Consider the following 23,677-nt stretch of genomic DNA (forward strand, 5'->3'; position numbering starts at 1 on the left):
GCGCATGCTAGACCTTCGAATCCAACAACATTTCATCGACAGTGCCGATTTGCACTACCAGGTGGCCGAGACCTTGGCCAAGCCCGTGGACTCGGCTGTTCAAGCCGTTCTGGCTTGCGTCACCGGTGGGGGCAAAGTGCTTGCGGGTGGCATGGGCCCTTCGGCTGCCTTGGCCCAATATTTGGCCAATTTGCTGGTGGGTGGTTTTGAACGTGAGCGCCCCGGTTTGGCTGCCCTGGCCTTGTCTTCCGATGCCGTGACCGCCACCCGCTGGACCGATGGCCAAGCCTTGGCCCGCCAGGTGCTGGCCTTGGGGCAAACCGGCGATGTGCTGGTGCTCATCAGTGCCGATGGGGCTGAGCCTGCTTTGGTGGAGGCCGTGCAAGCGGCCCATGACCGCGAAATGAGTGTGCTGGCTTTGACCGGCCAACAAGGTGGTGGCCTGGCCCGCCAGTTGCGCGAAACCGATGTGCATGTGTGTGTGCCGCATGAGCGAGCTGCGCGAATTCGTGAAGTGCAGTACTTGGTGCTGCACTGTCTGTGTGATGGAATTGACACCCAATTGTTGGGTGAACAGGAGCCCTTTTAAATGAAACGCAATCTTCAATCTTTGGTTTTGACCGGTGCTGTCTTGGCTGCGGCGCTGTCCAGCTTGTCCGCTTGCGCCCCTTTGCTGGTGGGTGGTGCCGTCATGACGGGCGTTGTGGCCACCGACCGCCGAACGGCTGGGACGCAATTGGAAGATGAGGCCATCGAGCTCAAGGTCGCCAGCGCTGTGCGCCGAGACTTGGGCGAGCGGGTCCACCTGAATGTGACCAGCTTCAACCGCAAAGTACTGCTCAGCGGTGAGGCGCGCAGCCAAGCCGACAAAGACCGTGCCGAAAAACTGGCGCAAAGCCAAGAAAACGTTCAGTCGGTGGTCAACGATTTGGCCGTGGCCATGACCAGCAGCGTGACCCAGCGGTCCAAAGACATTGTGATCACCAGCCAAGCCAAGGCCGCCTTCATCGACGCCAAAGACCTGCAGGTCAATTCGATCAAGGTGGTGACCGAGCGCGGTGTGGTCTATTTGATGGGCCGCGTGACGTCCCGTGAAGCCAAGCGCGCCAGCGACATCGTGCGCGGCATCGGTGGCGTGACCAAAGTGGTCCGTGTGTTCGATGAAATTTCGGAAGAAGAACTCAAGCGTTTGAGCCAGCCCACCTCATCCAAGTGAGGTGTTCTGGCTGCGCATGAAAAAAGCGACCCTCGGGTCGCTTTTTTGCTTTTCAAGGTCTAGGCCTTGAACGCTCAGCGCAAACGGCGGATCAGGCTGGACGTGTCCCAGCGGCCGCCGCCCATTTTCTGCACGTCGGCATAAAACTGGTCTACCAATGCCGTCACGGGCAAGCGGGCACCGTTGCGTTTGGCTTCGTCGAGCACCAGGCCCAAGTCCTTGCGCATCCAGTCCACCGCAAAGCCAAATTCGAACTTGTCGTCGGCCATGGTCTTGCCGCGGTTGTCCAGTTGCCAGCTTTGGGCTGCGCCCTTGCCGATCACTTCCAGCACCTGGTGCATGTCCAGGCCCGCCTGTTGGCCAAAGGCCACGGCTTCGGACAAACCTTGCACCAAACCGGCGATGCAGATCTGGTTGACCATTTTGGCCAGTTGACCCGCGCCAGAAGCACCCAGCAAGGTGAAGGCACGCGAAAACGCCATGGCCGCAGGCTTGACGTTGTCAAAAGCGGCGGTATCACCCCCACACATCACGGTGAGCATGCCGTTTTGTGCACCCGCTTGACCGCCTGAGACGGGCGCGTCCACAAAGTGCAGGCCCAGCTTTTGGGCCTCGGCGTACAACTCGCGGGCCACTTCGGCAGATGCTGTGGTGTGGTCCACAAAGATGGCGCCGGGTTTCATGCCTGCAAAAGCACCGTCCGGACCCAGCACCACGCTGCGCAAATCAGCATCGTTGCCCACGCAGGCAAAGACGATGTCCACACCGGCGACGGCTTCGCGTGGGGTGGGCGCTGTGGCGTTGCCGGGGCATTCGGCGGCCCAGGCAGCGGCCTTGGCGGCGCTGCGGTTGTAAACGGTGACATGGTGACCGGCGCGGGCCAAGTGCCCGGCCATGGGGTAGCCCATGACGCCCAGGCCCAAAAAGGCCACTTGGCGGGCGGGGGTCGATTCGTAGGTTTTGGCGGCGATTTGGCTCATGTTTGTCTCGCTGGAGGTCGTTGAAAGGCGCTAATTTAGCAGTCTGGCAGTGCTCTGGTCCGTCGGGGGTGCATTTATTTGCCGGCTTGGCGACAGTTTGACCAGGATGAAGAGGGGCTGCCCGGGGTTTGGTACGCTCAAGCCATGCACACCTTTATTGCCGACAACCTGTCGCTTGTTCGCACCCAAATTGAAGCGGCCTGCCGAGCAGCAGGCCGCCCACCCCACAGCGTGTCTTTGTTGGCGGTGTCCAAGACCTGGGGGCCAGAAGCCGTGCGCGCAGCCCATGCCGCCGGGCAAACCGCCTTTGGCGAAAACTACATCCAGGAGGCGGTGGACAAGATCGGGGCCTTGAAAGATTTACCCCTTGAATGGCACTGCATCGGCCCGATCCAGAGCAACAAGACCCGGCTGGTGGCCGAGCACTTTGACTGGGTGCACAGCATCGACCGCCTCAAAATCGCTCAGCGCCTGTCCGAGCAGCGCCCCGAACACTTGCCGCCCTTGCAGGTGTGCATCCAGGTCAACGTGGACGGGGGCGAGACCAAATCGGGTGTGTCGCCGGCAGACTTGCCCGGGTTGGCGCAGGCGGTGGCGGCCTTGCCCCGTTTGCAGCTGCGCGGGCTGATGACCATCCCCGAACCTGCCGAAACCGAGACGCAGATGCGCGCGGTGCACCGCCAAGCCAAAGACCTGTTCGAACAATTGCGCGGGCAAGGCCTGCCGCTCGACACCCTTTCCATGGGCATGAGCGCCGACATGGGGGCTGCCATTGCCGAAGGCAGCACGATGGTCAGGGTGGGTACGGCGATTTTTGGCAAGCGCTGAAGCAGCGAATCGACCCTTCGCAGACCATCGACCGTGGGCTTACGCAGACTGCAGCTTGAACAGGCTGCGCCTCTCGCCGACAGGCGTTCCCGCCACGTTCAGCAGCACCTGCGCACGCCAAGGGTCCAGTGCGCTGCGCTGCGCGTCGTCGAGCCAACCCAGCTGGTCCAGTGCCTCCACGGTGGCGGCAAACAGCGCCGCCTTGTTGCCGTCCATGATCTTGATGGCCAGGGCCTGACCCCGCGAGCGGCTGGCCACCACCTGCACGCCGTCGGCCCCCACTTTGGTGACCCAGTCACCCCGACCCGCGCGCATGAAGTCGGCGTCGTTGCGCCCGGTGCCGGAGACCAGCTCGGGGTACGCGCTCATGGCCTGGCCCAGTTGTGCCAAGCTTTCGCCATACAAGCCGTCTGATTCGGGCTGCGCCAGCCGCGCATAGCTGCGCGCCAAGCGTGACAAGGGCATGGCGTAATTGGGGGCCGAGCAGCCGTCGATGCCCAACGCCAGTTCTTCTTCGCTCAGGCCCGCCAAGTGCGCCACAGCTTGGCGAATTTTTTGTTGCAGCGGGTGGTTCACCTCGGTGTAGCTGTCGGTGGGCAAGCCGTGCTGCACGCAGTAAGCCAAAAAGCCGCTGTGTTTGCCGCTGCAGTTGTGGTGTCTTTCGTCGAAGGCAAAACCCTCGGGCATGGGGCGATCAAAAAACGTGAAGCGGTAAGGCACATGGCAGCCGCAGCGCATCTGGCGTGTGGTGCTGCCGCTTTTGTGCAAGATGGACGTGACCTGCTCAACGTGCATGTCTTCGCCGTTGTGGCTGGCGCACATCATGGCGAGTTCTGTGGGCGTGAAGCCGAAATGCGCCACGCCGCCTGACTGGATGAGGGGCAGCGCCTGCATGGCCTTGAGGGTGGAGCGTGTGAAGCACAACCAATGCGGGTTGCCCACTTGCGCCAGCACGCGGCCCTCGGTGTCGGTCACGGCCAGTGCGCCCATGTGTACGCACTCCTGCACGCTGTTGCGGGTGAGTTCGATCAGGGGTTCGAAGTTCATGGGCTTGTCTTGGGGTGTTTGGAAAAACCCAGTTTAAATTGTCTCGAACTTGACCTGCTGCCTTTGGGGCATCGCCGCACAATGGCCGAATGCAAAAAATTCATTCCCCCCTTCAGGCGCAAGTGGTGCAGTGGCTTCTTCAGCCCGGCGAGACGGTGGCCGCAGGCGACGTGCTGGTGATTTTGGAAGCCATGAAAATGGAGCACGAAATCCGCGCCCCCCATGCCGGGCAATTGGCCGAGTTGTACTTTCAGGCTGGTGAGACCGTGGGTGAAGGCGAGGTGCTGTTGACACTGGCTCCGCTGTCTGAGGCTGCAGCCAGTTCGGTGACTGCTCAGCCTCAGCCGACTCAGCCTGAGGCACCCGCTGAGCGGGCTGACCTGAAAAAACTGCAAGACCGCCTGGCCTTCACACAAGATGCGCAGCGCCCCGAAGCCGTGGCCAAGCGCCATGCCACGGGCCTGCGAACCGCCCGCGAGAACATCGCCGACCTGTGTGATCCCGATTCCTTCGTCGAATACGGCGCTTTGGCCGTGGCCGCGCAAAGCCGCCGTCGCAGTGCCGACGACCTCATGCGCAACACACCGGCCGACGGCATGGTCACCGGCATTGGCTGCGTGAATGGCCAGCGCGTGGTGGTCATGGCCTACGACTTCACCGTGCTGGCGGGCACGCAGGGCATGCGCAACCACCAAAAGACCGACCGCATGCTGGGCGTGGCCTTGCAAAACAAGTTGCCTGTGGTGCTGTTCGCCGAAGGCGGCGGGGGCCGACCTGGTGATGTGGATGTGGCCATCGTCGCAGGCTTGAACCTGGCCACCTTTGCCTCGTTTGCGCGCCTGAACGGCCGTGTGCCTGTGGTGGGGGTGGTGGCGGGGCGCTGCTTTGCGGGCAACGCGGCTTTGCTGGGTTGCTGCGACGTGATCATTGCCACAGCTGGCAGCAACATCGGCATGGGTGGCCCGGCCATGGTCGAAGGCGGGGGCTTGGGCGTCTTCAAGCCCGAGCAGATTGGCCCCAGCGACGTGCAGCACGGCAACGGCGTGATCGACATCCTGGTGGACAACGAAGCGCAAGCGGTGACTGCAGCGCGGCATTACCTGTCGTGTTTCCAAGGCGCGCAAAGCGAATGGCAAGCGCCGCCCGCTGAAGTCCTGCGCCATGTGGTGCCCGAAAACCGCTTGCGTGTGTACGACACCCGCGCCGCCATGCAAGGCATGGCCGACGAAGGCAGCTTGCTGCAGCTGCGCACCGGTTTTGGCGTGGGCATCCACACAGCGCTGGCGCGCATCGCGGGGCGGCCGGTGGGTCTCATGGCCAACAACCCGTTGCACTTGGGTGGCGCGATCGACGCCGATGCCGCCGACAAAGCGGCCCGTTTCATGCAGCTGTGCAACGCGCACGGCCTGCCCATCGTGAGCCTCGTGGACACGCCCGGCTTCATGGTCGGACCCGACATCGAAGCCACAGCCCAAGTCCGCCATGTTTCGCGCATGTTTGTGGCGGCCGCGCACCTGCGGGTGCCGCTGCTCAGCGTGGTGCTGCGCAAGGGCTACGGTCTGGGCGCGATGGCCATGACGGGTGGCGGCTTTCACGAAACCCTGGCCACAGTCGCCTGGCCCACGGGCGAGTTTGGCGGCATGGGCCTCGAGGGCGCAGTGCGGCTGGGTTACCGCAAGGAACTCGAAGCCCTGCCCGAAGGCCCCGAGCGCGAAGCTTTGTTTGAGCAGCTGCTGGCGCAGCAATACGACAACGGCAGCGCGATCAACATGGCGGCCACGCTGGAGATTGATGCGGTGATCGACCCGGCCAGCACACGAGACTGGTTGGTGGCAGGGCTCGAGTCAGGTCAGACCCGGCCCTTTGACGGCACGCTGGCCATCGACACCTGGTGACGAGCCGCTTCAAGGCGCGACAACCGCACCCTCAATGTTGTGCCTTTTCAAGGCGGCCGCCACGAAACCACTGGCTTTCATGTCGCTCACGAACTGGCTCAGCAGTTGGTGAGCCGCCGTCGAGCGGGTTTTGGGCAAGCCCATGGCCTGGTCAATCACCATGAAGCGCCCGGGCAGCAGGCGCACGCCGGGGGTGCTGCGCGCATCGAACTCCAGCTGTTGTTTGACGCCAGCGGCCACGTCGTAGGTGCCCGCCATGAAGAACGACACCACCTCGGGTGAGGTGGGTGCCCGTACCAACTGCGCTTGCTTGAGCTCGCGCGTCAGGAACAGGTCGTAGGCGCTGCCCTTGCCCACCACCACGCGGTGGGCCGAGCGATCGACTTCGTCATTGCTTTTCAGCGGCGAGTCTTGGCGAACCAGGTAGCTGCCCTCGATTTGCACATAGGCCGATGTGAAGGCGATGCCTTGCCCGCGCACGGGGTCGATGGCAAAAAAGCCCACGTCGGCTTTTTCTTGGGTGACCAATTCCACTGACTTGCCCGCCGACTCGACCGGGATCAAGGTCAGTGGTAGTTTCAATTGCGCAGCGAGAGCTTGCGCCAGATCGACCGACACGCCCACGGGAGCGCCTTGCGCGTCCTTGCGGGCCAGGATCGGATTGCCCAGGTTGATGACCGCACGCAAGCTGCCAGTAGGGGCAATCTCCGATGCGGTTTGGGCCAAAGCGCTGGCACTCAAGACGATGCCCATCAGGCCGGAGCCCAAAATGTTCAGGGGTTGGGTCATGGGGTTCAGAACTCGACGCTCTGGCCTTCGGTCATGGGCACCACTTTGACGCTGCTGCCCTTCATGGCTTCTTGGAACTCGGCCAAGGTGCCGGGGGTCAGCGGGTTGGAGTTGTAGTGCATCGGGATCACCATCTTGGGCTGGATCCAAGTGCGCGCAGCAAAAGCCGCGTCATCGGGCGCCATGGTGAAGTTGCCGCCGATGGGCATCAACACCAGATCGGGTTTGTAGCGCTCGGTGATGAACTTCATGTCGCCAAATAGGCCGGTATCGCCCATGTGCCAGATCTTGAAGCCGTTTTCCAGCTCGATGATGTAGCCCACGGCTTCGCCCGCAGGGTGCGATTCGTTTTTGTTGGTGGCGGGGTTCTTCCACACCAGCAGCGAAGAGTGTTCGGCCTGAACCGCGGTGACCTTGATGCCAGGCAGGGGTCTGACGGTACCGGTCTTGTTGAAGCGGTGGCCCAGATCGGCGGGCAGAACGCCCAGCGTGATCAGCGGCGTGACCATGTCAGCCGGGCCGAAGAGCTTGGTCTTGTGCAAGATGGCCAGATCGGGCGCATCACCGATGTGGTCGACGTGCGCGTGGGTGACCAGCAGCAGGTCGACTTTGCCCAGCGCAGCGATGTCGGTCTTGTAAGGCGCAGGCGTCTTGGGGCCGCCTGTGAGCCAGGGGTCAATGACGATGGTTTTGCCGCCAGGGGATTTGATGCGAAAGCCCGCTTGGCCCAGCCAGAGCAATTCGGTTTTGCCTGTTGCCGCAGGTGCCGAAGCAGTTTGGGCCGAGGCGTGGTGTGCGCCAAAGGCCATCAAGGCAGAAAGCAGGCAAGCAGCAATGCTGCGGGGTTGCAACCAATTCATGAAAAGTCTCCGATGGTGGACAAAGCGCCCGGCGGTTTCGCCGAACAGGCTTGCCCGCATCTTAAAAGCAGTCACAGACCCCGGTCAATCCAGAGGTATACCGCGGGTGACTCGCTCAGAGTCACCCCGGCCAGCTGCGGCTCGTCAAGTCATGAGCGTGCAGGCAGCACCGTGCCCACGCATTCGCCAAAGCCGATGCGCGCTGCGCCTGATTTTTCACACCAGCCGCGCAGCACCACGCTGTCGCCGTCTTCCAGCCAGGTGCGCTGCTCGCCGTTCGGCAGGGCCATCGGGTTTTTGCCGCCCGTGGTCAGTTCGATCAGGGCGCCCGCTTGGTCAAGCGTGGGGCCCGAGAGCGTGCCGCTGCCGAACAGATCACCCGGCTGCAGGTTGCAACCGTTGACCGTGTGGTGTGTGAGCATTTGTGCCACCGTCCAGTAGGCGTGGCGGTAGCTGGTGCGGCAGATGCTGGCATCGGGCTGACCGGCTGCGCGCATTTGTGGGGTTTGCAGACCCACTTGCAGTTGGATGTCGAACGCGCCGCCGCTGCGGTTGGCTTCGGAGTCCAGATAGGCCATGGGTTGCGGATCACCCTCGGCGCGGGTGAAGGCCGTGCGGTAAGGTGCCAGCGCTTCGAGCGTCACCACCCAAGGCGAGACCGTGGTCGCAAAGTTCTTGGCCAGGAAAGGCCCGAGCGGTTGGTATTCCCAGCCCTGGATGTCGCGGGCTGACCAGTCGTTGAGCAGGCAAATGCCAAACACATGGTTTTCGGCTTCGGTGATGGGCACCGATTCGCCCAAGGCATTGCCGCTGCCGACAAAAATGCCCAGCTCCAGTTCGATGTCCAGCCGCTTGCAGGGGCCAAACGATGGGGCTTCTGCGCCCGGCGGCATGGTCTGACCGACCGGTCGGCGGAACTGCTGGCCCGATACGCCAATGCTGGATGCGCGGCCGTGGTAACCAATCGGCACCCATTTGTAGTTGGGCAGCAGCGGGTTGTCGGGGCGGAACTGCTTGCCGATGTTGGTGGCGTGGTGCACCGAGGTGTAGAAGTCGGTGTAGTCGCCGATGCGGGCGGGCACGTCGTATTCGGCCTGCGCTTGTGGCACGAGGCAGGCTTGCAGAGCTGCTTGCTCGGCCGAGCCTTCGCGCAGTGCGCGGGACAGGGCCAGGCGCAGCGCGCTCCAAGCCGATGTGCCCATCGCCATCAGCGCGTTGAGTTTGTCTTGCGCTCCGGCTTGTGCAGCGGCGGCGGCATCGCCTTTCAATACACCGGATTGGGTTACAGCCGCCAGGTCCACGATCTGGTCCCCAATGGCCACGCCACAGCGGAAAGCTTCGCCTGCACCTTGGCGGCGGAACACCGCAAACGGCAGGTTCTGGATGGGGAAGTCGGTGCCAGTGGCGTTCGCCGAGGCGACCCAGCTTTTCAGGGCCGGGTTGTGGGTTTCGTTGAGCATCGTCATCTTGGCGGCTTTCAAGATGCCATGCTGCCGTCGTGCATCCACGCGGCGTGTTGCGGCGCACGCTTGGTTTGGCTCCACTCTTCCAGCATGTCCCATTTCACGCTGTCGAGCTTTTGCATCATCTCGGGTGTGCCGCAGTCAACCGCCAGTTCCAAGCGGTGGCCGCTCGGGTCAAAGAAGTAAATGCTTTTGAAGATGGTGTGGTCAATCGGGCCGAGCACGTCCACGCCGCCCGCGACCAGCTTGTCTTTGGCGGCCAGCAGCGTGGCCATCGAGTCGACTTTCAGGGCCAGGTGTTGCACCCAGGCGGGTGTGTTGTGGTCACGGTCCATGGGCGGCTGGCTGGGCAGTTCAAAGAAAGCCAAGACGTTGCCGTGGCCCGCATCCAGAAAGACGTGCATGTAGGGGTCGGGCGCTTTGGTAGAAGGCACTTCGTTTTCGGCAATGGCCAAAATGAACTTCATGTCGAGGTGCTTTTGGTACCACTCCACGGTTTCCTTGGCGTCTTTGCAGCGGTAAGCGACGTGGTGTACGGATTGAACGAGCATGGTTGTCTCCTGGTGAGTGGTGGGCGGGTCAGAGGTCTTGCAGGGCAGCGGTGATCTGCTGCTGGAACAGGGTTTCGTCGGCCAGGGCGTTGGCGTTGAGCAGGGCCAGCTTGACGAGGAACAGCTGGGCTTTGTCTGCTCCGGCTTGGTCAATGGCCGTGGCCAAGGCGTCGTACACGGTTTCGAGGCCGTCGATGGTCAGTGCTTTATGGGTCATGGGGGTCCTCTTGCCTCATTGGGGCAGGGCGGTTAGGAGTGCGGCTTGCAGGCGTTTGGCGTCCAGTGTGAGCCAGCGGGCGCAAACGTGTTGGTCGGGGCGCAGCAAATACGCGGCACCGTTGGCGCTGTCATTCACGGGCACGCCATAACGCTGGCGCAGGTGGCCATTGGCGTCGGACAAGTGCTGATCGGCACCGGCCACAGTGTGGGCCGCGCCCACGGCGGTCACCTTGAGCGGGATGCCCTGGGCACGCGCTGAACGGATCACCTCTTGCAGCGCCTCGGGCAGGTCGGTGTTGGTGAAATACAGCAGGTCAAAGCCGCCGCCCAGGTGGTCGAGCAGAAAGTCCCCTTGTCCACCTGCCGCGCCCAAGCGCACGTTTTGCGGCGGCGCGCCGTGCGCTGGGCCGCTCTTGAACAGGCCGTTGTCATCACCCGTGCTGTTGAGCATCGAGTGGGTGTATTCATGGGGCCGCGAGGTGCGCCAGTGGTAAAGCGGCCGCACGAATTCTTGCGTGAGCGAAAGCGACAGCACCGCGTCACGCAGCAGGCGAAAGCCGGGGCTGGGTGGCGCCATGAAGCGGGTGCTTTTGCCCGCCTCGGTGATGATCTCGCGGGCCGCGCCCACGCGTTCGGTGCTGTGGTTGGTGAGCAGCTTTTTGCCTGAGAGGCCTTTGACCACAAAAGCCAGCTGCCAGCCCAACGATTGCGCGTCTTGAAACGCGGTGTTGGCCCCGCGCACCCCAAAGATGGGCAGCAGGTGTGCTGCGTCCCCCGTGAAGATCACGCTGCCGTGCACAAAATCGGGCAGCGTGAGTGTGCGGGCCGAATAAACCGAGGACCAGTCCATCTCCCACTTCAAGCCGGCATGGCCGATCATGGCCAGCTGGGCGTCGATGCGGGCCTTGAGCGACTCGGGGCGCAGCGCCTCCTCCGGCGTTTCGCCCGGGGGCAGCTGGTAGTCCACGCGCCAAATACCATGCGGCTCGCGGTGCATCAAGATGGTGTTGCCGGGGTTCCACTCGGGGTCAAAAAAGGCCAGGCGCTCGGTGGGCAAAGGCAGGTCAATTTGGATGTCGGCGATCACGAAAAAGCCTTCGTAAGACGCGCCTTCCATTTGCAGGTTCATGGCGCTGCGGATGCCCGAGCGTCCGCCGTCGGCGGCCACCACCCAGTCGCTCTCTAATGCATACGGCCCTTCGGGCGTGTCCACTTCCAGCACGGCGCAGCCATCTTTCTGCTCGACTTGGTTGACCTTGTTACCCCAGCGGAAGTCGATCAGTGGGTTGGCTTTGCAAGCGTCATGCAGGTACTCCTCCATGAACTGCTGCTGCACGTTGATGATCGGGAAAAAGCGGTCATCGGCATCGTGCGGCGCTTCCATGCGGAACACGCGCTGTCCCCGGTAAAACGAGTTGCCAAAGCGCCAAGGTAAACCGCCTGCCGTCATGCGGTCGGCCACGCCGACTTGCTGCAGGATTTCCATCGAGCGGCGGGTGAAGCAGATCGCGCGGCTGCCTTGCGAGAACTGCAACTCGGCGCTCAGCACCACGCTGGGCACACCGTGGCGGGCGAGTTCGAGCGCAGTGACCATGCCCGCAGGGCCTGCACCGACGATCACGACTTTTTTCCGGTCTTGCGCAGGGTGTGCCGAAGCCAGCCAAGGCGCAAAGACTTGGTAGGTGTAATAGAGCGAAGGGCGGGCTTCGGTGCTGGGGTTGTGCATGTTTGGGGTGTGGTGTTTCAGCCCGGACGGGCGTGGGCAATCAAACGGTCGAACATGGCGCTCAGGGTGGCCTGCTCTTGCGCTGTCAGGCAGCCAAAAATTTGCTGGTTGCGCTGGGCGACCATGGCCATGGCATTTTTAAAGACCTGACGTCCTGCAGGCGTCAGGGTCAGCACCACCCCTCGGCCATCTCCGGGATGGTCGGCCTTGAGCACCAAGCCTTGGTCCACCAAAGCCTGCGCCGCGCGGCTGGCTTGGCCTTTGTTCAGGTTCGCTTTTTCGGCCAGTTCTTTGACGGACAAAGGCTCAAATGTGCCAATGGTGGTCAAGCAGCGCCCGTCGCTCATCGACAAGCCTGTGTGCTCGGGGTAAGCCGATTGGCTGTCTGCGTCGGTCAGCTTGTGCAGCTGGTGCAGGCGATAGGTCAGCGTGCGGTCAAGCGCTGCCGTGTGCTGTGCAGCGGCAAGCTTGTTTTGTGAAGAGCGAGGTGTGGGGGTGGACATGGGCCAAAAGCGGGTTTTGGCCGATTGTAGGTCGATATGGTTGCGGGCGCAACCATATCGTGAGGCCCTCTGCTTTCAGGCCCGCATCCGCTTAAAACTCAAAACCGCCTTGTTTTCGTACCGATGCAGAGGCAGGGCCTGCGAGCAGTTGCGCCAAGACCAGCGCCTGCTCGGGTGACTGGGCGGCTGTGCAAATGCCCAGCGTGTAATCGGTGCTCAGCTCAAACTCAGACGGCAACACGTCGACCAGGTCCACGCCTTCGGTGTAGTTGATCTCTGTCACTTGGGTGCAGCCGATCAAGCCAGCTTCTTGGCTTTGGGCCATCGCAGCCATGGCGGTCGCGCCGTTCGGGAACACGCGAAAGCGGCTTTGCAGGCTTTCGTTCAAGCCCAGCGCTTTGAGCACGTTCATGAAATGGATACCCGCTGTGGCCTTGTCGGGGTCCGGGAAATAAATGCCTTGCGCTGCGCTCATGGCGGCATGCAATTCGGCGCGTGTTTGGACTTTAGGGTGAGGTGTGCCGCTGGGCACGGCGACACCGGTTTTGACCAAACCCAGCGAACGGGCACTGCCGGGCACCACATGGCCCGAGGCGATCAGTTGCTCGATCAAAGGCTTGGTGAGGATGATGACATCGCAGGGCGCACCACCCAGCAGTTTGTCGCGCATCATGCCCACTGCGCTGAAAGTGCCATCGATGGGGCTGCCCGTGGTTTTTTCGAACTCGGCCTGAACGCCTTGGACCACGGCTGCGGCTGCGCCGCCACTCAATAAATGCATGCTGTTCTTTCTGATTATCAAGAGGTTGAAGGTTGGGTTGTTGCGTCGCTGCCGTCATCGTTGTCGATGGCGCGCATCAGGTTGTCAGGGGTGAAAGGCATGCTGCGCACGCGCACACCGATGGCATCAAAAATGGCGTTGGCAATGGCCGCGCAAGTCGGGCCGGAACTGCATTCGCCAGCGCCCAGCGAGGCGTGGTCTGCACCGGGCATCAAGGCCACAGACACCTCGGGCATGTCGCTGAATTTCAAAATCGGGTAGCGGGTCCAGTCGTTGGAGGTGATGCCTTGTGGGCTCAGTTGCGCCGCTTCACACAGCGCCCAACTGGCCGCTTGCAAGGCACCGCCTTCAAGTTGGTTGATGGCCCCATCGGCGTCCACCACATGGCCCAAATCTGCCACCATCCAGAGTTTGTGTAGCTTCACTTTTTCGGCCACCACCAACTCGACCACCACCGCGCAAAACGCGCCGGTATTTTTGTACCGCGCATAGGCCAAGCCACGCCCCCAGCCCTCCGGGGCGTTGTCGGGTTTTGCTTGGGCCCAGCCCGCCATGTCGGCCGCTTTTTGCAGCACCGCTGCGGCACGTGCGTGGTCTGGGCCGCTCAGATGCGCCAGCCGGAACGCCAGCGGGTCTTGCGACTGCTGGTGGGCCAACTCGTCCATGACCGACTCGGCGGCCAATACGTTGACAGGCGCGCCCAAGGCCCGCATGGCCGAGACGCGAAAGGGCATGTTCAGCACGCGGTGGTTGACGACTTTCAACGACGGGATGTCGTAAGGGGGTTGGGCGTTGCGCTCGGAGCCGCCACCGACTGCCATCGCGGCATTCACGGCCAGTGTCACGGGTGATGGGTCTGCGGTTTGCCAGGCACCCAGCAAAGCGGGTGTTTGGCCCCGGCCGGGTCGCGTGCCGTGGCCGTGGCCCCAAACGGTTTGTGTCCATTCGCGCAACAGCCCGTCCGCGCCCAAGCCTGCTTCCACCCGCACCACCATGGCCGGGGCCAAAGGCGCGTGACCCAGCTCGGCTTGGCGGGTCCACTGCACTCGCACGGGTCTGCCGGGCACCTGTGTGGCCAGCCAAGCGGCATCCCAGGCCACATCGTCGGCACCGTTGTGGCCGTAGCAGCCTGCACCCTCCACATGCGAGACGTGGACCTGTTCGGCAGGCAAACTCAAGGCCAAGGCCAAATCACGCCGGAGGTTGTAAATGCCTTGGCTGTGGGTCCAGACCTCTAAATTCGGGTCAGATGGACCATCGGTCCATTGCGCCAAAGCACAGCACAAACCAATCGAGGCGTGCTGCACAAAGGGCCGTTGGAATTCGGCCAGCACCCGCGGGTGTTGGCTGCAGTCCTTATTCCCGTCCTCATACCCGTCCGCATCCGCTTGGGGTGAGGTGTCCACCACCACCGTGGTGTTCAAATTTTGTTTTTTCAGCCAGCCCGCCAAGTCGAGCGGGTCTGGCACTTGCGCATCGCAGCGCCAAAACTGACCCTGCGCTGCGCCCTCTTCGACGGTTTGAGCGATGGTGCCCAAGACACGCTCGGTCTCGGTCAGGACGCCCAGCAACAAACCGCTGCGGATGACGTGCAGCACGCCTGCGGTGGCCTGCAAGCGGCTGGCCAAGCCTTGCATCTCGTGCTCGATCACTTCGGCGCTGAGGGTGCCCGGGCGAAACACCATGCCGTGGCACATGGGGTGCGACACCCCCGGCATCACGCGGTCATGGATGTATTCAAACTCGCCAAATACTTTGGCCGCCACATCGGGGCGAACAGGGCGGTGAAAGGGGTCAGGCGCGGCCTCGCCGTTCAGGTCCAGCGCGGCATGCGCAGCCTGCGCATGCCAAGGCTCAATTGGACAGTCCCACATGGAAGGGCTTGACAGTTCTGCGTAAGAGGCCCGGGGCATGGGGTTGGAAGCGTCATTCACACCCTGGCTGGTCACAAAAAATTGTCCGTCCTGGCAGCGTACTTCTGACGGCGTCACACCTAAGCGCTCGGCCATGTCATGCCGGCAGGCTTCGCGCCAATGCGCGGCCGCACAGCGCAAGGCTGAGCCCGAATGCTGCACCGACAAACTGCCCGAGGTCACGGCTTCGTCGGGGCTGAGTTGGGTGCTGGCGGGCACCATGTCGATTTGCTCAGGCGCTAGCCTCAATTCTTCGGCCACGATCAGCCTCAGCGCATGCGATATGCCTTGGCCTAAATCCACCTTGCCCGAAAACGCCTGCACGCGTCCGTCTGGCCCCAAGGCCAGCCATTGGCGCAGCAGCGGCTGGGCTTTGAGGGATTCGGGGGTCATGGCGCTGCCAGCCGTACGGCGGCTTTTTCAATCGCGCGCACCACCCGGTTGTGCGCCCCGCAGCGGCACAAATGCCCGTCGATGGCTTGCACAATGTCCGCCCGCGAGGGCTGAGGCTGTCTTTGCAACAAGGCCGCCGCCGACATCAAAATGCCGCTGGTGCAAAAGCCGCACTGCATGGCTTGTTCTTCGATGAAGGCGGTTTGTAAGGCATGCGGTGCGGACCGATTGCCCAGGCCCTCCACCGTGGTCACGGTTTTGCCTTCGATGGCCCACAAAGGCGTTTCGCAAGCGGCCACGGCGTGTCCGTCCAGCATGACGCGGCAGGCCCCGCACTGGCCTTGCCCACATCCCATGCGTGTGGCTTTGAGCTGCAGCGTGTTGCGCAAAAGGTCCAGCAAGGTTTTCCCGCTGTCATTTGGCACGGACACGCTTTGTCCGTTCAACCGAAACGCCACTGTCTGGCTCATTCGTTCATCCGCTGTGAGTCCGGTATCAGTCAGGCTTGGCGCCCGAGACCTTCACGATGTTGGTCCACTTGGCGATGTCGGCGTTCAGGTATTGTTCAAACTCGGACACGCTCATCGACATCGGCACCGCACCTTGTTTGGCCCAAGCGGCTTTCACCTCGGGGTTATTCACAATTTTGCGCACTTCGGCGTTGAGTTTGTTCACCACATCGGCGGGTGTGCCTTTGGGGGCCATCAGGCCCAGCCAGATGGTGGCTTCAAACTTGGGCACCGTTTCGGAGACGGTGGGCAGGTCTTGCAGGTTGGTCGAGCGGGCTAAGCCCGTGCCTGCCAAGGCGCGCACTTTGTTGTCGCGTGACATGGCCGCCATGGTGGTTTCTGCGTCAAACATCAAGTCCACCTGTCCCCCAACGATGTCGGTGCGTGCGCCCGAGCTGCCTTTGTAGGGCACATGAACCATGTCGACACCCGCCATGAACTTGAACAATTCACCGGCCATGTGGTACGGCGTGCCGTTGCCCGAGGAGGCGTAGTTCAGCTTGCCGGGTTTGGATTTGGCCAAGGCCACCAGCTCACCCACGGTCTTGACCGGCACCGAGGGGTGCACCACCAACAGCAAGTTGGAGTAATTGACCGGGGCGATGCCCACAAAGTCTTTCATCAAGGCGAAGGGCTTGTTGGGGACGAGCGACTCGTTGACCGTTTGCGTGTTCGACATCATGAGCAAGGTGTAGCCGTCAGCAGGTGATTTGGCTGCAAAGTCGGTGCCGATGATGGAGCCTGCACCGGGTTTGTTGTCGATCACAAACGATTGCTTGAGCTCTTCACCCAAGCGCTGCGCCATGAAGCGTGCGTAGTTGTCGGCAGGGCCGCCTGCGGCAAAAGGCACCACGATTTTCACGGGACGGTTGGGGTAGCTTTGGGCTTGGGCCAGGCCACAAGCCAGTGCCAAAGTCAAAGCGGTGAATTTCAGGGTTTGGCTCAAGTTCAGCATGTCGTGTCTCCGATGGGTTGAAAGAGGGTTGATGCAAGTGCCGTGTGGGTGGATTCGTTGACCTCTTCGGGTCAATCGACCTTGCCGATGCGGGTGACGAGGGCGCTCATGGCTTTGGCATCGCTTTGCACGAAACGGTCAAAGTCGGCAGCGTCTTGGTACATGAATGAGGTGCCCGAGGCCGTCAAAGCCGCCACGGCACGGGGGTCTTGGGCGGCAAATTTGGCCGCTTGACGCAAGCTGTCGACCACGGCAGCCGGTGTGTCGGCCGGCACAAACAGGCCCGACCATTGGGAGTACTGGATGGGCACCCCAAGCTCTTTGAAGCTGGGCACCTCGGGCATGCTGGCCAAGCGGCCCTCACCCCAATGCGCCAAGGCGCGCAGACGGCCCGAGGCGATTTGTTGCTTCACACTGGCAGGTCCGGTGGACAAAGCTTCGATCTGGCCGCTGAGCAAAGCCAAGACCGCAGGCCCCGCGCCTGTGTAAGGCACATGCAGCATGAAGGTTGATGTGGCCGCTTTGAGTTGCTCCATGGGCACATGCATGGTGCCGTAGTTGCCCGACGAGCCAAAGGAAATCTTTCCGGGGTTGGACTTCACGTAGGCCATGAACTCGGCGTAGGTTTTCCAGGGGCTTTCGCTGCGCACCACCAACACGGTGGGGTCGGCGGTGAAACGGGCAATCGGTTTGAGTTGATTGACCTGAAACATGGGCGCGCGCTGCAAGATTTTGTCCGCTTCGGGCAAGACCACCAGTGAAGACAGCGACATCAACACCGTGTAGCCATCGGCCTTGGACTTGGCCACTTGCGCCATGCCAATGCCGCCACCTGCGCCGCCTTTGTTCTCGACCACGATGCTTTGCTTGAGGTGGCGGGACATGGCTTCGGCCACCGGACGCCCCACCGTGTCGGCCACTCCGCCCGGCGGAAAGGGCACCACCATGGTGATGGGTTTGGTGGGGTAACTTTGTGCCCCAGCGCTCAGACCCGCGCAGGCCAGCACGGTGCACAAGGCGATTCGGAACAGCGAACGTTTTTTCATGACTTGTCTCTTCTTGTGGCGCAGGTCAGGGTCAGGCCCTGCCTGCTTTGTCGGGGGTCAAACGAAGCGGTTTTCGATCTGGCCCACGCCGTCAATTTCGACGCGGATCACATCGCCTTTGGCGATGTAGCGGGGTGGGTTCAGGCCCATGCCCACGCCAGCAGGTGTGCCCGTGGCGATGATGTCGCCAGGGTAGAGCGTGATGCCACGCGAGATGGTTTCTATCAGGGTGGGGATGTCGAAAATCATGTTTTCAGTGGGGCCGTCTTGGCGCAGTTCGCCGTTGACCCAGCAGCGCACGCGTGTTTTGCGCCCGTCGATTTCGTCGGCTGTGACGATCCAGGGGCCCATGGGGCAAAAAGTGTCGAAGGACTTGCCCATGTCCCACTGCTGGTGGCGCATCTGCACATCGCGGGCGGTCACGTCGTTGACGACCGTGTAGCCAAACACATGCTTCATCGCGTCGGCTTGGCTGATGTTTTTGCCGCCTTGGCCAATGATGACGGCCAACTCGGCTTCGTAATCGATCTGGTCAGACACGGCTGCGCCGGGCAATTGCACGTCGTCTGTCGGACCGACCACGCATTCGGGCACCTTGGTGAACACAATGGGCCAAGCCTTGGTGTCGGTGTTGCTGTCCTTGAACACCGAGGCCTGCAGCTCTTTGGCGTGCGCATGGTAGTTGCGGCCGACGCACCAGACGTTGCGGCGGGGCACGGGCAGAGGCGATTCCAGCTTGACCGACGACACCGCCAGTGCTGATCCGCTCAGGGCAGGCAAAGCAAGACCGGCCACCAGGGTGTCGATCAGCAGCTGTGCACCGTGGTGCGCTTGGGCTTCGGTCAGGTCAAAAGGGGTGACCTGCAGACCGTCGGCTGAGACCTGACCAACGTGGCGTTTTCCATTGTGGATAAAAGTGGCAATGCGCAAAATATTCTCCTAAAGGCTGGGCGTCTGAGCGCCGCTTGGTATTGGAAATAGGGTGAATCAGCGAAGGCGAATGCTGACCCAGTGAGACCTGATTTTCACGGGTGAATTTAACCCATTTTTGCCCGCTGGCTGCAGGCTCAAAAGCGTTCCAGTTCTGGGTGTTTGATGGCACCGGCCCGCACCAACATGCGGCCATACTCGGCGCAACGGTTGAGCGTCGGGATGACCTTGCCGGGATTCAGCAGGCCTTGTGGGTCAAAAGCGCGTTTGACGGCGAACATCTGCTCGTTTTCTTCGGGGCTGAACTGCACGCACATGCTGTTGACCTTCTCAATGCCCACACCGTGCTCGCCTGTGACGGTGCCGCCCATGGCCACGCTGGTCTCCAGGATCTCGGCACCAAACAGCTCGCAGCGGCGCAGCTGGTCGGCATCGTTCGCATCGAACAGGATCAGCGGGTGCAGGTTGCCGTCGCCCGCGTGGAACACGTTCAGGCACTTGAGGGCGTATTTTTCTTCCATCTGTTGGATGGCTTGCAGGATGTCGGCCAGACGCTTGCGCGGGATGGTGGAATCCATGCACATGTAGTCCGGGCTGATGCGGCCAGACGCCGGGAAGGCGTTTTTGCGACCGCTCCAGAATTTCATGCGCTGCGCTTCGTCGCGGCTCACCGTGATGGCGGTGGCCCCGCAGCCGCGCAGCACATCGCTCATGCGGCCGATTTCTTCTTCGACCTCTTCAGGCGTGCCGTCGCTCTCGCACAGCAAAATCGCCGCCGCGCTCAGGTCGTAGTCGGCGTGCACAAAGTCTTCGACGGCGGCGGTCATGGGGCCGTCCATCATCTCCAGGCCTGCCGGGATGATGCCTGCGGCAATCACCGCAGCCACAGCGTCACCGGCTTTGCGCACGTCGTCAAAGCTGGCCATGATGCAGCGCGCCAATTGGGGCTTGGGCACCAGCTTGACGGTGACTTCGGTGGTCACAGCCAGCATGCCTTCGCTGCCCACCAGCACGGCCATCAGGTCGTAGCCTGAGGTGTCGAGCGCGTCACTGCCAAACTCGATCGGGTCACCCTCGATGGTGAAGCCTTTGACCTTGAGCACGTTGTGCACCGTCAGGCCGTATTTGAGGCAGTGCACGCCCCCAGAGTTTTCGGCTACGTTGCCGCCAATCGTGCAGGCGATCTGGCTCGACGGGTCGGGGGCGTAGTACAGGCCATAGGGTGCAGCCGCCTCGCTGATGGCCAGGTTGCGCACGCCGCACTGCACCACCGCCGTGCGGCTCACGGGGTCCACGGTTTTGATTTGGTTGAAGCGCGCCATCGACAGCGTCACGCCCATGCGGTGCGGCATGGCACCGCCTGAGAGGCCCGTGCCCGCGCCGCGTGCCACCACGGGCACTTGCAGCGTGTGGCAGGCACGCAGCACGGCTTGCACCTGCGCTTCGGTTTCGGGCAGTGCCACCACCAAAGGTCGCTCGCGGTAGGCGGTCAGGCCGTCACATTCGTAGGGCGTGGTGTCTTCGGGGGTGTAAAGAATGGCATCAGCCGGCAGCACCCGGCCCAAGGCTTGCACCACGGCGCGTTGGCGCTCGGCACGTTCGGTGGCGGTCAGTTGCTGTGTTTCGGCAGGGGTGTTGGCGCTCATGGCATTCAAAACCTAAAAATGAAGGTTTGAATGTACGCCCAAGCGGGAGGCCGTGGGCTGAATAATCTTTGATGGGCTTGTGAAATCAGGCCAAAGCTTTTTTCAGCCAGTCGGCAAAAGTGGCGCATTCCCAGCGTTCCATGGTGCCGGTGCGCCAGCACAGGTAGTGGGCGTGTGGGCTGGGCACGCTGCGCTCGAACAACCTGACCAGTTGGCCGCTGTCGACCCAAGGAGCCCCCAGTTTGGAGCGAATCAGGGCGACGCCCAAGCCCTGGGCGGCTGCGTCGCACATCAGGCCGATGTCGTTGAAAGACGAGCCGTCCAAGGGCTCGGGCCAATCCAGGTCGTGCGCGGCAAACCAAGTGCGCCAGGGCTCCAGCGGGCTGCGCAGGAGGGCCACGCCTTGCAGGTCTTCCGCGCTGGCAAAGGGGCCGTTCTCTCGCAGCCAAGCGGGCGATGCCAAGGGGGTGACTTCGTCTTTGGCCAGACACACATGCTCTACATCTGAGTAGCGGCCGGTGCCAAAACGCACCGTCAGGTCGGCGTCTTCGGCCACAACGTCCAGCAGGGGAATGCTCACTTGCAAAGTGATGTCAATCTCGGGGTAAGCGTCCAAAAAGTGCTTGAGCCTCGGCATCAAGACCGAGCGCGCAAAAGTCGGGGTCACTGCCAAGCGCAGTTTGCGCCGGCCCGGCGTGTTGCTGGCGCTGGGGAAGCGCTGCAGCGACACCAGGCCTTCGCGCACATGGGCCAAGTATTCGTTGCCTTCGGTGGTCAGGGAAAAATCGGCCCGGCCAAACAGCTTGGTGCCGATGATTTGCTCGAGTTGCTTGACCCGGTGGCTCACGGCGCTGGGCGTCACGCACAACTCCTCGGCTGCTTGCGTGACGCTGCGCAAACGCGCCAAGGCCTCAAAGGTCAAGAGGCACTGGATGGGCGGGATGCGGGACGCGTTGGTCATGTATCAGTTGGGGGTAGGGCGAAAGATCTGTCTCGCAAAGTTTGATCGGTTGGGGACAGAGCTGAAGATCTGTCCCACAAAAAAATTCACTTAAAAATCACCGTCTTGTGGCCGTTGATCAGCACGCGGTGCTCGCTGTGCCATTTGACAGCGCGGGCCAGCACCTGACTTTCGGTGTCGCGGCCTTGGGCCGTGAGGTCTTCCACGGTTTTGCTGTGGTCCACGCGTGCCACGTCTTGTTCGATGATCGGGCCTTCGTCCAGGTCGGCCGTCACATAGTGGGCGGTGGCCCCAATCAGTTTCACGCCCCGGTCGTGCGCCTGGTAATAAGGCTTGGCGCCCTTGAAGCTGGGCAAAAAGCTGTGGTGGATGTTGATGGCGCGGCCGGCCAACTTGCGGCACAGGTCGTCGCTCAAAATTTGCATGTAACGGGCCAGCACCACCAGCTCGGCGCCTTCGGCCTGGATGATCTCGTACTGCTTGGCCTCCGCTTGCGCCTTGTTGTCTTTGGTCACCGGGATGTGGTGAAACGGCACGTTGTAGCTGGCGGCCAGTTGGTAGAACTCGCGGTGGTTGCTCACGATGGCGCGGATGTCGAGTGGCAGCAGGCCGCTCTTCCAGCGGAACAGCAGGTCGTTCAGGCAGTGGCCTTCTTTGCTGACCATGAGCACGGTTCGCATGGGCTGGGCGGTGGCGTGCAGGTCCCACTTCATGCTGAAGGTTTGGGCAAAAGCGGTCCATTGGGCATTCAGGCTGTCACCGTCCAATTGATCGCACGCAAACTGAACGCGCATGAAAAACAGGCCGGTGTCGTGGTCGCTGTACTGGGCCGCTTCTTCGATGTTGCCGCCCCGCTCCAGCAAAAAACCCGACACGGCATGCACGATGCCAGTGCGGTCAGGGCAAGAGAGGGTCAGGATGTAGGTCGTGGTCATGGGTTCAAGCAACATGGAAGGTCATCGACTGGGCAATGGCAGGGCGCTCGCCGTTGGCAGTCCTTTTAGTGAGTTCTATTGTAAAGACCCTCGTTTTTCTTTCGCTCGCCCTGTCGCCCTGGGGCAGCAGGCCGCCAAATTGCCCATTAAACTGAGCAAATCAAGAGATTTCGAGGAGTTTTGCTGTGGCCCACACCGAATTCAACATGGACAACCAATGGTTGCCCTTCACGCCCAACCGCACCTTCAAACAAGACCCGCGCGTGTTTGTGGGTGCCGAGGGCATGCACTTCACCACGCACGACGGCAAAAAGATCATCGACGGCATCTCTAGCCTGTGGTGCGTGGGCGCAGGTCACAACCGCAAGCCGATCAACGAGGCCATCAAAAAGCAGCTGGACACGCTGGACTACGCCACGGCGTTTCAGGCCAGCAACGACAAGGCTTTCAAAGCGGCGCAGATGATTGCCGACATGGCCCCGGGTGATTTGAACAAGGTGCTGTTTTGCAACTCCGGCTCGGAAGCGGCTGACACGGCGCTGAAAGTGGCACTGGCTTACCACCGTGCTCGGGGTGAAGGCCACCGCACGGTGTTCATCGGGCGTGAAAAGGGTTACCACGGCGTCAACTTTGGCGGTATGAGTGTGGGCGGCTTGCCGGCCAACCGCAAGGCATTCGGTGCGCAACTGCTGCCTCGGGTGGACCACATGCGCTTCATTCATGACCCGGTGAACCACCCCTACATCCACCACGAAGAGCCCGTGTGGGCCGAAGACCCCTTGCTGGAACTGGAAAACCGCATTTTGGTCTTGCACGACCCGAGCAACATCGCCGCTGTGATCGTCGAGCCGATCGCGGGCAGCGCGGGCTGGTACATCCCGCCCCAAGGTTATGTGAAGCGCCTGCGCGAGATTTGCGACAAGCACGGCATCTTGTTGATTTTTGACGAGGTCATCACCGGCTTTGGCCGTCTGGGCGTGAACTTTGGCGCTGATTTTTATGGCGTGGTGCCCGACATGCTGAACTTTGCCAAGGCAGTGACCAACGGCGTGATTCCGCTGGGCGGCGTGATTTGCCGCGACTTCATCTACGACGCGATGATGAACGCCAACTCGCCACAACATGCCATCGAGTTTTTCCATGGCTACACCTATTCAGGCCACCCCGTCGCTTGTGCGGCCGCCATTGCCACGCTTGACTTGATGAAGGAAGAAAACCTTTTTGCACGCGCGGGCCAGCAAGGCCGGGTGCTGGGCGACGCGATGCACAGCGCCTTGAAGGGCTTGCCCAATGTGGTCGGTATCCGCACTTTGGGCTTGGCCGGGGCGGTGGAGCTGGCCAGCATCCCTGGTACGCCCGGCAAGCGGGCCTATGACATCTTCATGGACTGCTTCCACCATGGTGTGTGGGTGCGCCCTGCGGGCGAAAACATCGTCATTTGCCCACCCTACATTGTCGAAGACGCGCACATCGACCAGATCGTGCAGACGGTGGCCGACAGCATCCGCCGTCACGCCTGATCGCTGGGTCT

At 62.0% G+C, this 23,677-nt stretch carries 23 protein-coding genes; 5 read left to right on the forward strand and 18 right to left on the reverse strand.

The window, feature by feature from the left end:
• Positions 1-4 precede the first annotated feature (4 nt).
• Together B9Z40_RS14945 and B9Z40_RS14950 are read left to right on the forward strand one after the other, a co-directional pair.
• On the forward strand, positions 5-589 hold the full coding sequence (locus B9Z40_RS14945; protein WP_100174167.1) for an SIS domain-containing protein: 585 nt from the start codon (positions 5-7) through the stop codon (positions 587-589).
• Positions 590-1,216, forward strand: coding sequence for a BON domain-containing protein (locus B9Z40_RS14950; RefSeq protein ID WP_100174168.1), 627 nt, complete (start codon positions 590-592; stop codon positions 1,214-1,216).
• Positions 1,217-1,290: 74 nt separating this feature from the next.
• Here the strand turns inward: B9Z40_RS14950 and B9Z40_RS14955 are convergent, their stop codons facing one another.
• Positions 1,291-2,196 (reverse strand): NAD(P)-dependent oxidoreductase, encoded by a 906-nt coding sequence (locus B9Z40_RS14955; protein WP_100174169.1) that lies wholly within the window; start codon positions 2,194-2,196, stop codon positions 1,291-1,293.
• A gap of 144 nt (positions 2,197-2,340) precedes the next feature.
• Here B9Z40_RS14955 and B9Z40_RS14960 point away from each other — a divergent pair, with 144 nt between their 5' ends.
• Positions 2,341-3,024, forward strand: coding sequence for a YggS family pyridoxal phosphate-dependent enzyme (locus tag B9Z40_RS14960; protein ID WP_100174264.1), 684 nt, complete (start codon positions 2,341-2,343; stop codon positions 3,022-3,024).
• 39 nt (positions 3,025-3,063) lie between these two features.
• On the opposite strand, the gene B9Z40_RS14965 is transcribed toward B9Z40_RS14960, so the two are convergent.
• Entirely contained in the window at positions 3,064-4,071 is a 1,008-nt protein-coding gene (locus B9Z40_RS14965; RefSeq protein WP_100174170.1) for an asparaginase, read from the reverse strand.
• 98 nt (positions 4,072-4,169) lie between these two features.
• On the opposite strand from B9Z40_RS14965, the gene B9Z40_RS14970 reads away from it, so the two are divergent.
• Complete coding sequence (locus tag B9Z40_RS14970) at positions 4,170-5,966, forward strand: carboxyl transferase domain-containing protein (protein ID WP_369823478.1); 1,797 nt, start codon at positions 4,170-4,172, stop codon at positions 5,964-5,966.
• A 9-nt stretch (positions 5,967-5,975) separates the two neighbouring features.
• On the opposite strand, the gene B9Z40_RS14975 is transcribed toward B9Z40_RS14970, so the two are convergent.
• From B9Z40_RS14975 to purU, 16 genes are all read right to left on the reverse strand, one after another.
• The gene (locus B9Z40_RS14975; protein ID WP_100174265.1) at positions 5,976-6,719 is read right to left on the reverse strand and encodes an ABC transporter substrate-binding protein; all 744 of its coding nucleotides are present in this window, start codon (positions 6,717-6,719) and stop codon (positions 5,976-5,978) included.
• A gap of 41 nt (positions 6,720-6,760) precedes the next feature.
• The gene (locus tag B9Z40_RS14980) at positions 6,761-7,615 is read right to left on the reverse strand and encodes a metal-dependent hydrolase (RefSeq protein ID WP_100174172.1); all 855 of its coding nucleotides are present in this window, start codon (positions 7,613-7,615) and stop codon (positions 6,761-6,763) included.
• Between the two features lie 149 nt (positions 7,616-7,764).
• Positions 7,765-9,081, reverse strand: coding sequence for a fumarylacetoacetase (gene fahA / locus B9Z40_RS14985; RefSeq protein ID WP_100174173.1), 1,317 nt, complete (start codon positions 9,079-9,081; stop codon positions 7,765-7,767).
• An 11-nt stretch (positions 9,082-9,092) separates the two neighbouring features.
• Positions 9,093-9,629 carry a VOC family protein gene (locus B9Z40_RS14990; RefSeq protein WP_100174174.1) on the reverse strand — a complete coding sequence of 179 codons (537 nt, stop codon included), beginning with the start codon at positions 9,627-9,629 and terminating at the stop codon, positions 9,093-9,095.
• A 28-nt stretch (positions 9,630-9,657) separates the two neighbouring features.
• Entirely contained in the window at positions 9,658-9,846 is a 189-nt protein-coding gene (locus tag B9Z40_RS14995; protein ID WP_100174175.1) for a DUF2783 domain-containing protein, read from the reverse strand.
• Positions 9,847-9,861: 15 nt separating this feature from the next.
• A complete protein-coding gene (locus B9Z40_RS15000) occupies positions 9,862-11,574 on the reverse strand; it encodes an FAD-dependent monooxygenase (protein ID WP_100174176.1) in 1,713 nt (570 codons plus the stop codon).
• Positions 11,575-11,591: 17 nt separating this feature from the next.
• Positions 11,592-12,077: a MarR family winged helix-turn-helix transcriptional regulator gene (locus tag B9Z40_RS15005; protein WP_233204933.1), complete on the reverse strand. Its 486-nt coding sequence runs from the start codon at positions 12,075-12,077 to the stop codon at positions 11,592-11,594.
• A 91-nt stretch (positions 12,078-12,168) separates the two neighbouring features.
• Positions 12,169-12,858 carry a substrate-binding domain-containing protein gene (locus B9Z40_RS15010; protein WP_100174177.1) on the reverse strand — a complete coding sequence of 230 codons (690 nt, stop codon included), beginning with the start codon at positions 12,856-12,858 and terminating at the stop codon, positions 12,169-12,171.
• 17 nt (positions 12,859-12,875) lie between these two features.
• Positions 12,876-15,164 (reverse strand): xanthine dehydrogenase family protein molybdopterin-binding subunit, encoded by a 2,289-nt coding sequence (locus B9Z40_RS15015; RefSeq protein ID WP_100174178.1) that lies wholly within the window; start codon positions 15,162-15,164, stop codon positions 12,876-12,878.
• Complete coding sequence (locus B9Z40_RS15020; RefSeq protein WP_100174179.1) at positions 15,161-15,634, reverse strand: (2Fe-2S)-binding protein; 474 nt, start codon at positions 15,632-15,634, stop codon at positions 15,161-15,163. Before B9Z40_RS15020 ends, B9Z40_RS15015 begins: the two co-directional genes overlap by 4 nt.
• A 25-nt stretch (positions 15,635-15,659) precedes the next feature.
• Entirely contained in the window at positions 15,660-16,628 is a 969-nt protein-coding gene (locus B9Z40_RS15025) for a tripartite tricarboxylate transporter substrate binding protein (RefSeq protein ID WP_100174180.1), read from the reverse strand.
• 71 nt (positions 16,629-16,699) lie between these two features.
• Entirely contained in the window at positions 16,700-17,674 is a 975-nt protein-coding gene (locus B9Z40_RS15030; RefSeq protein ID WP_100174181.1) for a tripartite tricarboxylate transporter substrate binding protein, read from the reverse strand.
• A 57-nt stretch (positions 17,675-17,731) separates the two neighbouring features.
• Positions 17,732-18,604, reverse strand: coding sequence for a fumarylacetoacetate hydrolase family protein (locus B9Z40_RS15035; protein WP_100174182.1), 873 nt, complete (start codon positions 18,602-18,604; stop codon positions 17,732-17,734).
• A 137-nt stretch (positions 18,605-18,741) separates the two neighbouring features.
• Positions 18,742-20,250 (reverse strand): FAD-linked oxidase C-terminal domain-containing protein, encoded by a 1,509-nt coding sequence (locus B9Z40_RS15040; RefSeq protein WP_100174183.1) that lies wholly within the window; start codon positions 20,248-20,250, stop codon positions 18,742-18,744.
• 85 nt (positions 20,251-20,335) lie between these two features.
• Positions 20,336-21,211, reverse strand: a complete 876-nt coding sequence (locus B9Z40_RS15045; protein WP_100174184.1) for a LysR substrate-binding domain-containing protein — start codon at positions 21,209-21,211, stop codon at positions 20,336-20,338.
• 86 nt (positions 21,212-21,297) lie between these two features.
• Complete coding sequence (gene purU, locus B9Z40_RS15050) at positions 21,298-22,146, reverse strand: formyltetrahydrofolate deformylase (protein WP_100174267.1); 849 nt, start codon at positions 22,144-22,146, stop codon at positions 21,298-21,300.
• A gap of 185 nt (positions 22,147-22,331) precedes the next feature.
• On the opposite strand from purU, the gene B9Z40_RS15055 reads away from it, so the two are divergent.
• Entirely contained in the window at positions 22,332-23,666 is a 1,335-nt protein-coding gene (locus B9Z40_RS15055; RefSeq protein WP_100174185.1) for an aminotransferase class III-fold pyridoxal phosphate-dependent enzyme, read from the forward strand.
• Positions 23,667-23,677 lie beyond the last annotated feature (11 nt).

Source organism: Limnohabitans sp. 15K, from assembly GCF_002778285.1.
In the GTDB taxonomy this organism is placed as follows: Bacteria; Pseudomonadota; Gammaproteobacteria; order Burkholderiales; family Burkholderiaceae_C; genus Limnohabitans_A.

What these genes read in the sequence shown, in the direction of transcription:
- B9Z40_RS14945 (WP_100174167.1), top strand. Translation starts at nt 5, where the DNA reads ATGCTAGACCTTCGAATCCAACAACATTTCATCGACAGTGCCGATTTG.
- B9Z40_RS14950 (WP_100174168.1), top strand. Translation starts at nt 590, where the DNA reads ATGAAACGCAATCTTCAATCTTTGGTTTTGACCGGTGCTGTCTTGGCT.
- B9Z40_RS14955 (WP_100174169.1), bottom strand. Translation starts at nt 2,196, where the DNA reads ATGAGCCAAATCGCCGCCAAAACCTACGAATCGACCCCCGCCCGCCAA.
- B9Z40_RS14960 (WP_100174264.1), top strand. Translation starts at nt 2,341, where the DNA reads ATGCACACCTTTATTGCCGACAACCTGTCGCTTGTTCGCACCCAAATT.
- B9Z40_RS14965 (WP_100174170.1), bottom strand. Translation starts at nt 4,071, where the DNA reads ATGAACTTCGAACCCCTGATCGAACTCACCCGCAACAGCGTGCAGGAG.
- B9Z40_RS14975 (WP_100174265.1), bottom strand. Translation starts at nt 6,719, where the DNA reads ATGGGCATCGTCTTGAGTGCCAGCGCTTTGGCCCAAACCGCATCGGAG.
- B9Z40_RS14980 (WP_100174172.1), bottom strand. Translation starts at nt 7,615, where the DNA reads ATGAATTGGTTGCAACCCCGCAGCATTGCTGCTTGCCTGCTTTCTGCC.
- fahA (WP_100174173.1), bottom strand. Translation starts at nt 9,081, where the DNA reads ATGACGATGCTCAACGAAACCCACAACCCGGCCCTGAAAAGCTGGGTC.
- B9Z40_RS14990 (WP_100174174.1), bottom strand. Translation starts at nt 9,629, where the DNA reads ATGCTCGTTCAATCCGTACACCACGTCGCTTACCGCTGCAAAGACGCC.
- B9Z40_RS14995 (WP_100174175.1), bottom strand. Translation starts at nt 9,846, where the DNA reads ATGACCCATAAAGCACTGACCATCGACGGCCTCGAAACCGTGTACGAC.
- B9Z40_RS15000 (WP_100174176.1), bottom strand. Translation starts at nt 11,574, where the DNA reads ATGCACAACCCCAGCACCGAAGCCCGCCCTTCGCTCTATTACACCTAC.
- B9Z40_RS15005 (WP_233204933.1), bottom strand. Translation starts at nt 12,077, where the DNA reads ATGTCCACCCCCACACCTCGCTCTTCACAAAACAAGCTTGCCGCTGCA.
- B9Z40_RS15010 (WP_100174177.1), bottom strand. Translation starts at nt 12,858, where the DNA reads ATGCATTTATTGAGTGGCGGCGCAGCCGCAGCCGTGGTCCAAGGCGTT.
- B9Z40_RS15015 (WP_100174178.1), bottom strand. Translation starts at nt 15,164, where the DNA reads ATGACCCCCGAATCCCTCAAAGCCCAGCCGCTGCTGCGCCAATGGCTG.
- B9Z40_RS15020 (WP_100174179.1), bottom strand. Translation starts at nt 15,634, where the DNA reads ATGAGCCAGACAGTGGCGTTTCGGTTGAACGGACAAAGCGTGTCCGTG.
- B9Z40_RS15025 (WP_100174180.1), bottom strand. Translation starts at nt 16,628, where the DNA reads ATGCTGAACTTGAGCCAAACCCTGAAATTCACCGCTTTGACTTTGGCA.
- B9Z40_RS15030 (WP_100174181.1), bottom strand. Translation starts at nt 17,674, where the DNA reads ATGAAAAAACGTTCGCTGTTCCGAATCGCCTTGTGCACCGTGCTGGCC.
- B9Z40_RS15040 (WP_100174183.1), bottom strand. Translation starts at nt 20,250, where the DNA reads ATGAGCGCCAACACCCCTGCCGAAACACAGCAACTGACCGCCACCGAA.
- B9Z40_RS15045 (WP_100174184.1), bottom strand. Translation starts at nt 21,211, where the DNA reads ATGACCAACGCGTCCCGCATCCCGCCCATCCAGTGCCTCTTGACCTTT.
- purU (WP_100174267.1), bottom strand. Translation starts at nt 22,146, where the DNA reads ATGACCACGACCTACATCCTGACCCTCTCTTGCCCTGACCGCACTGGC.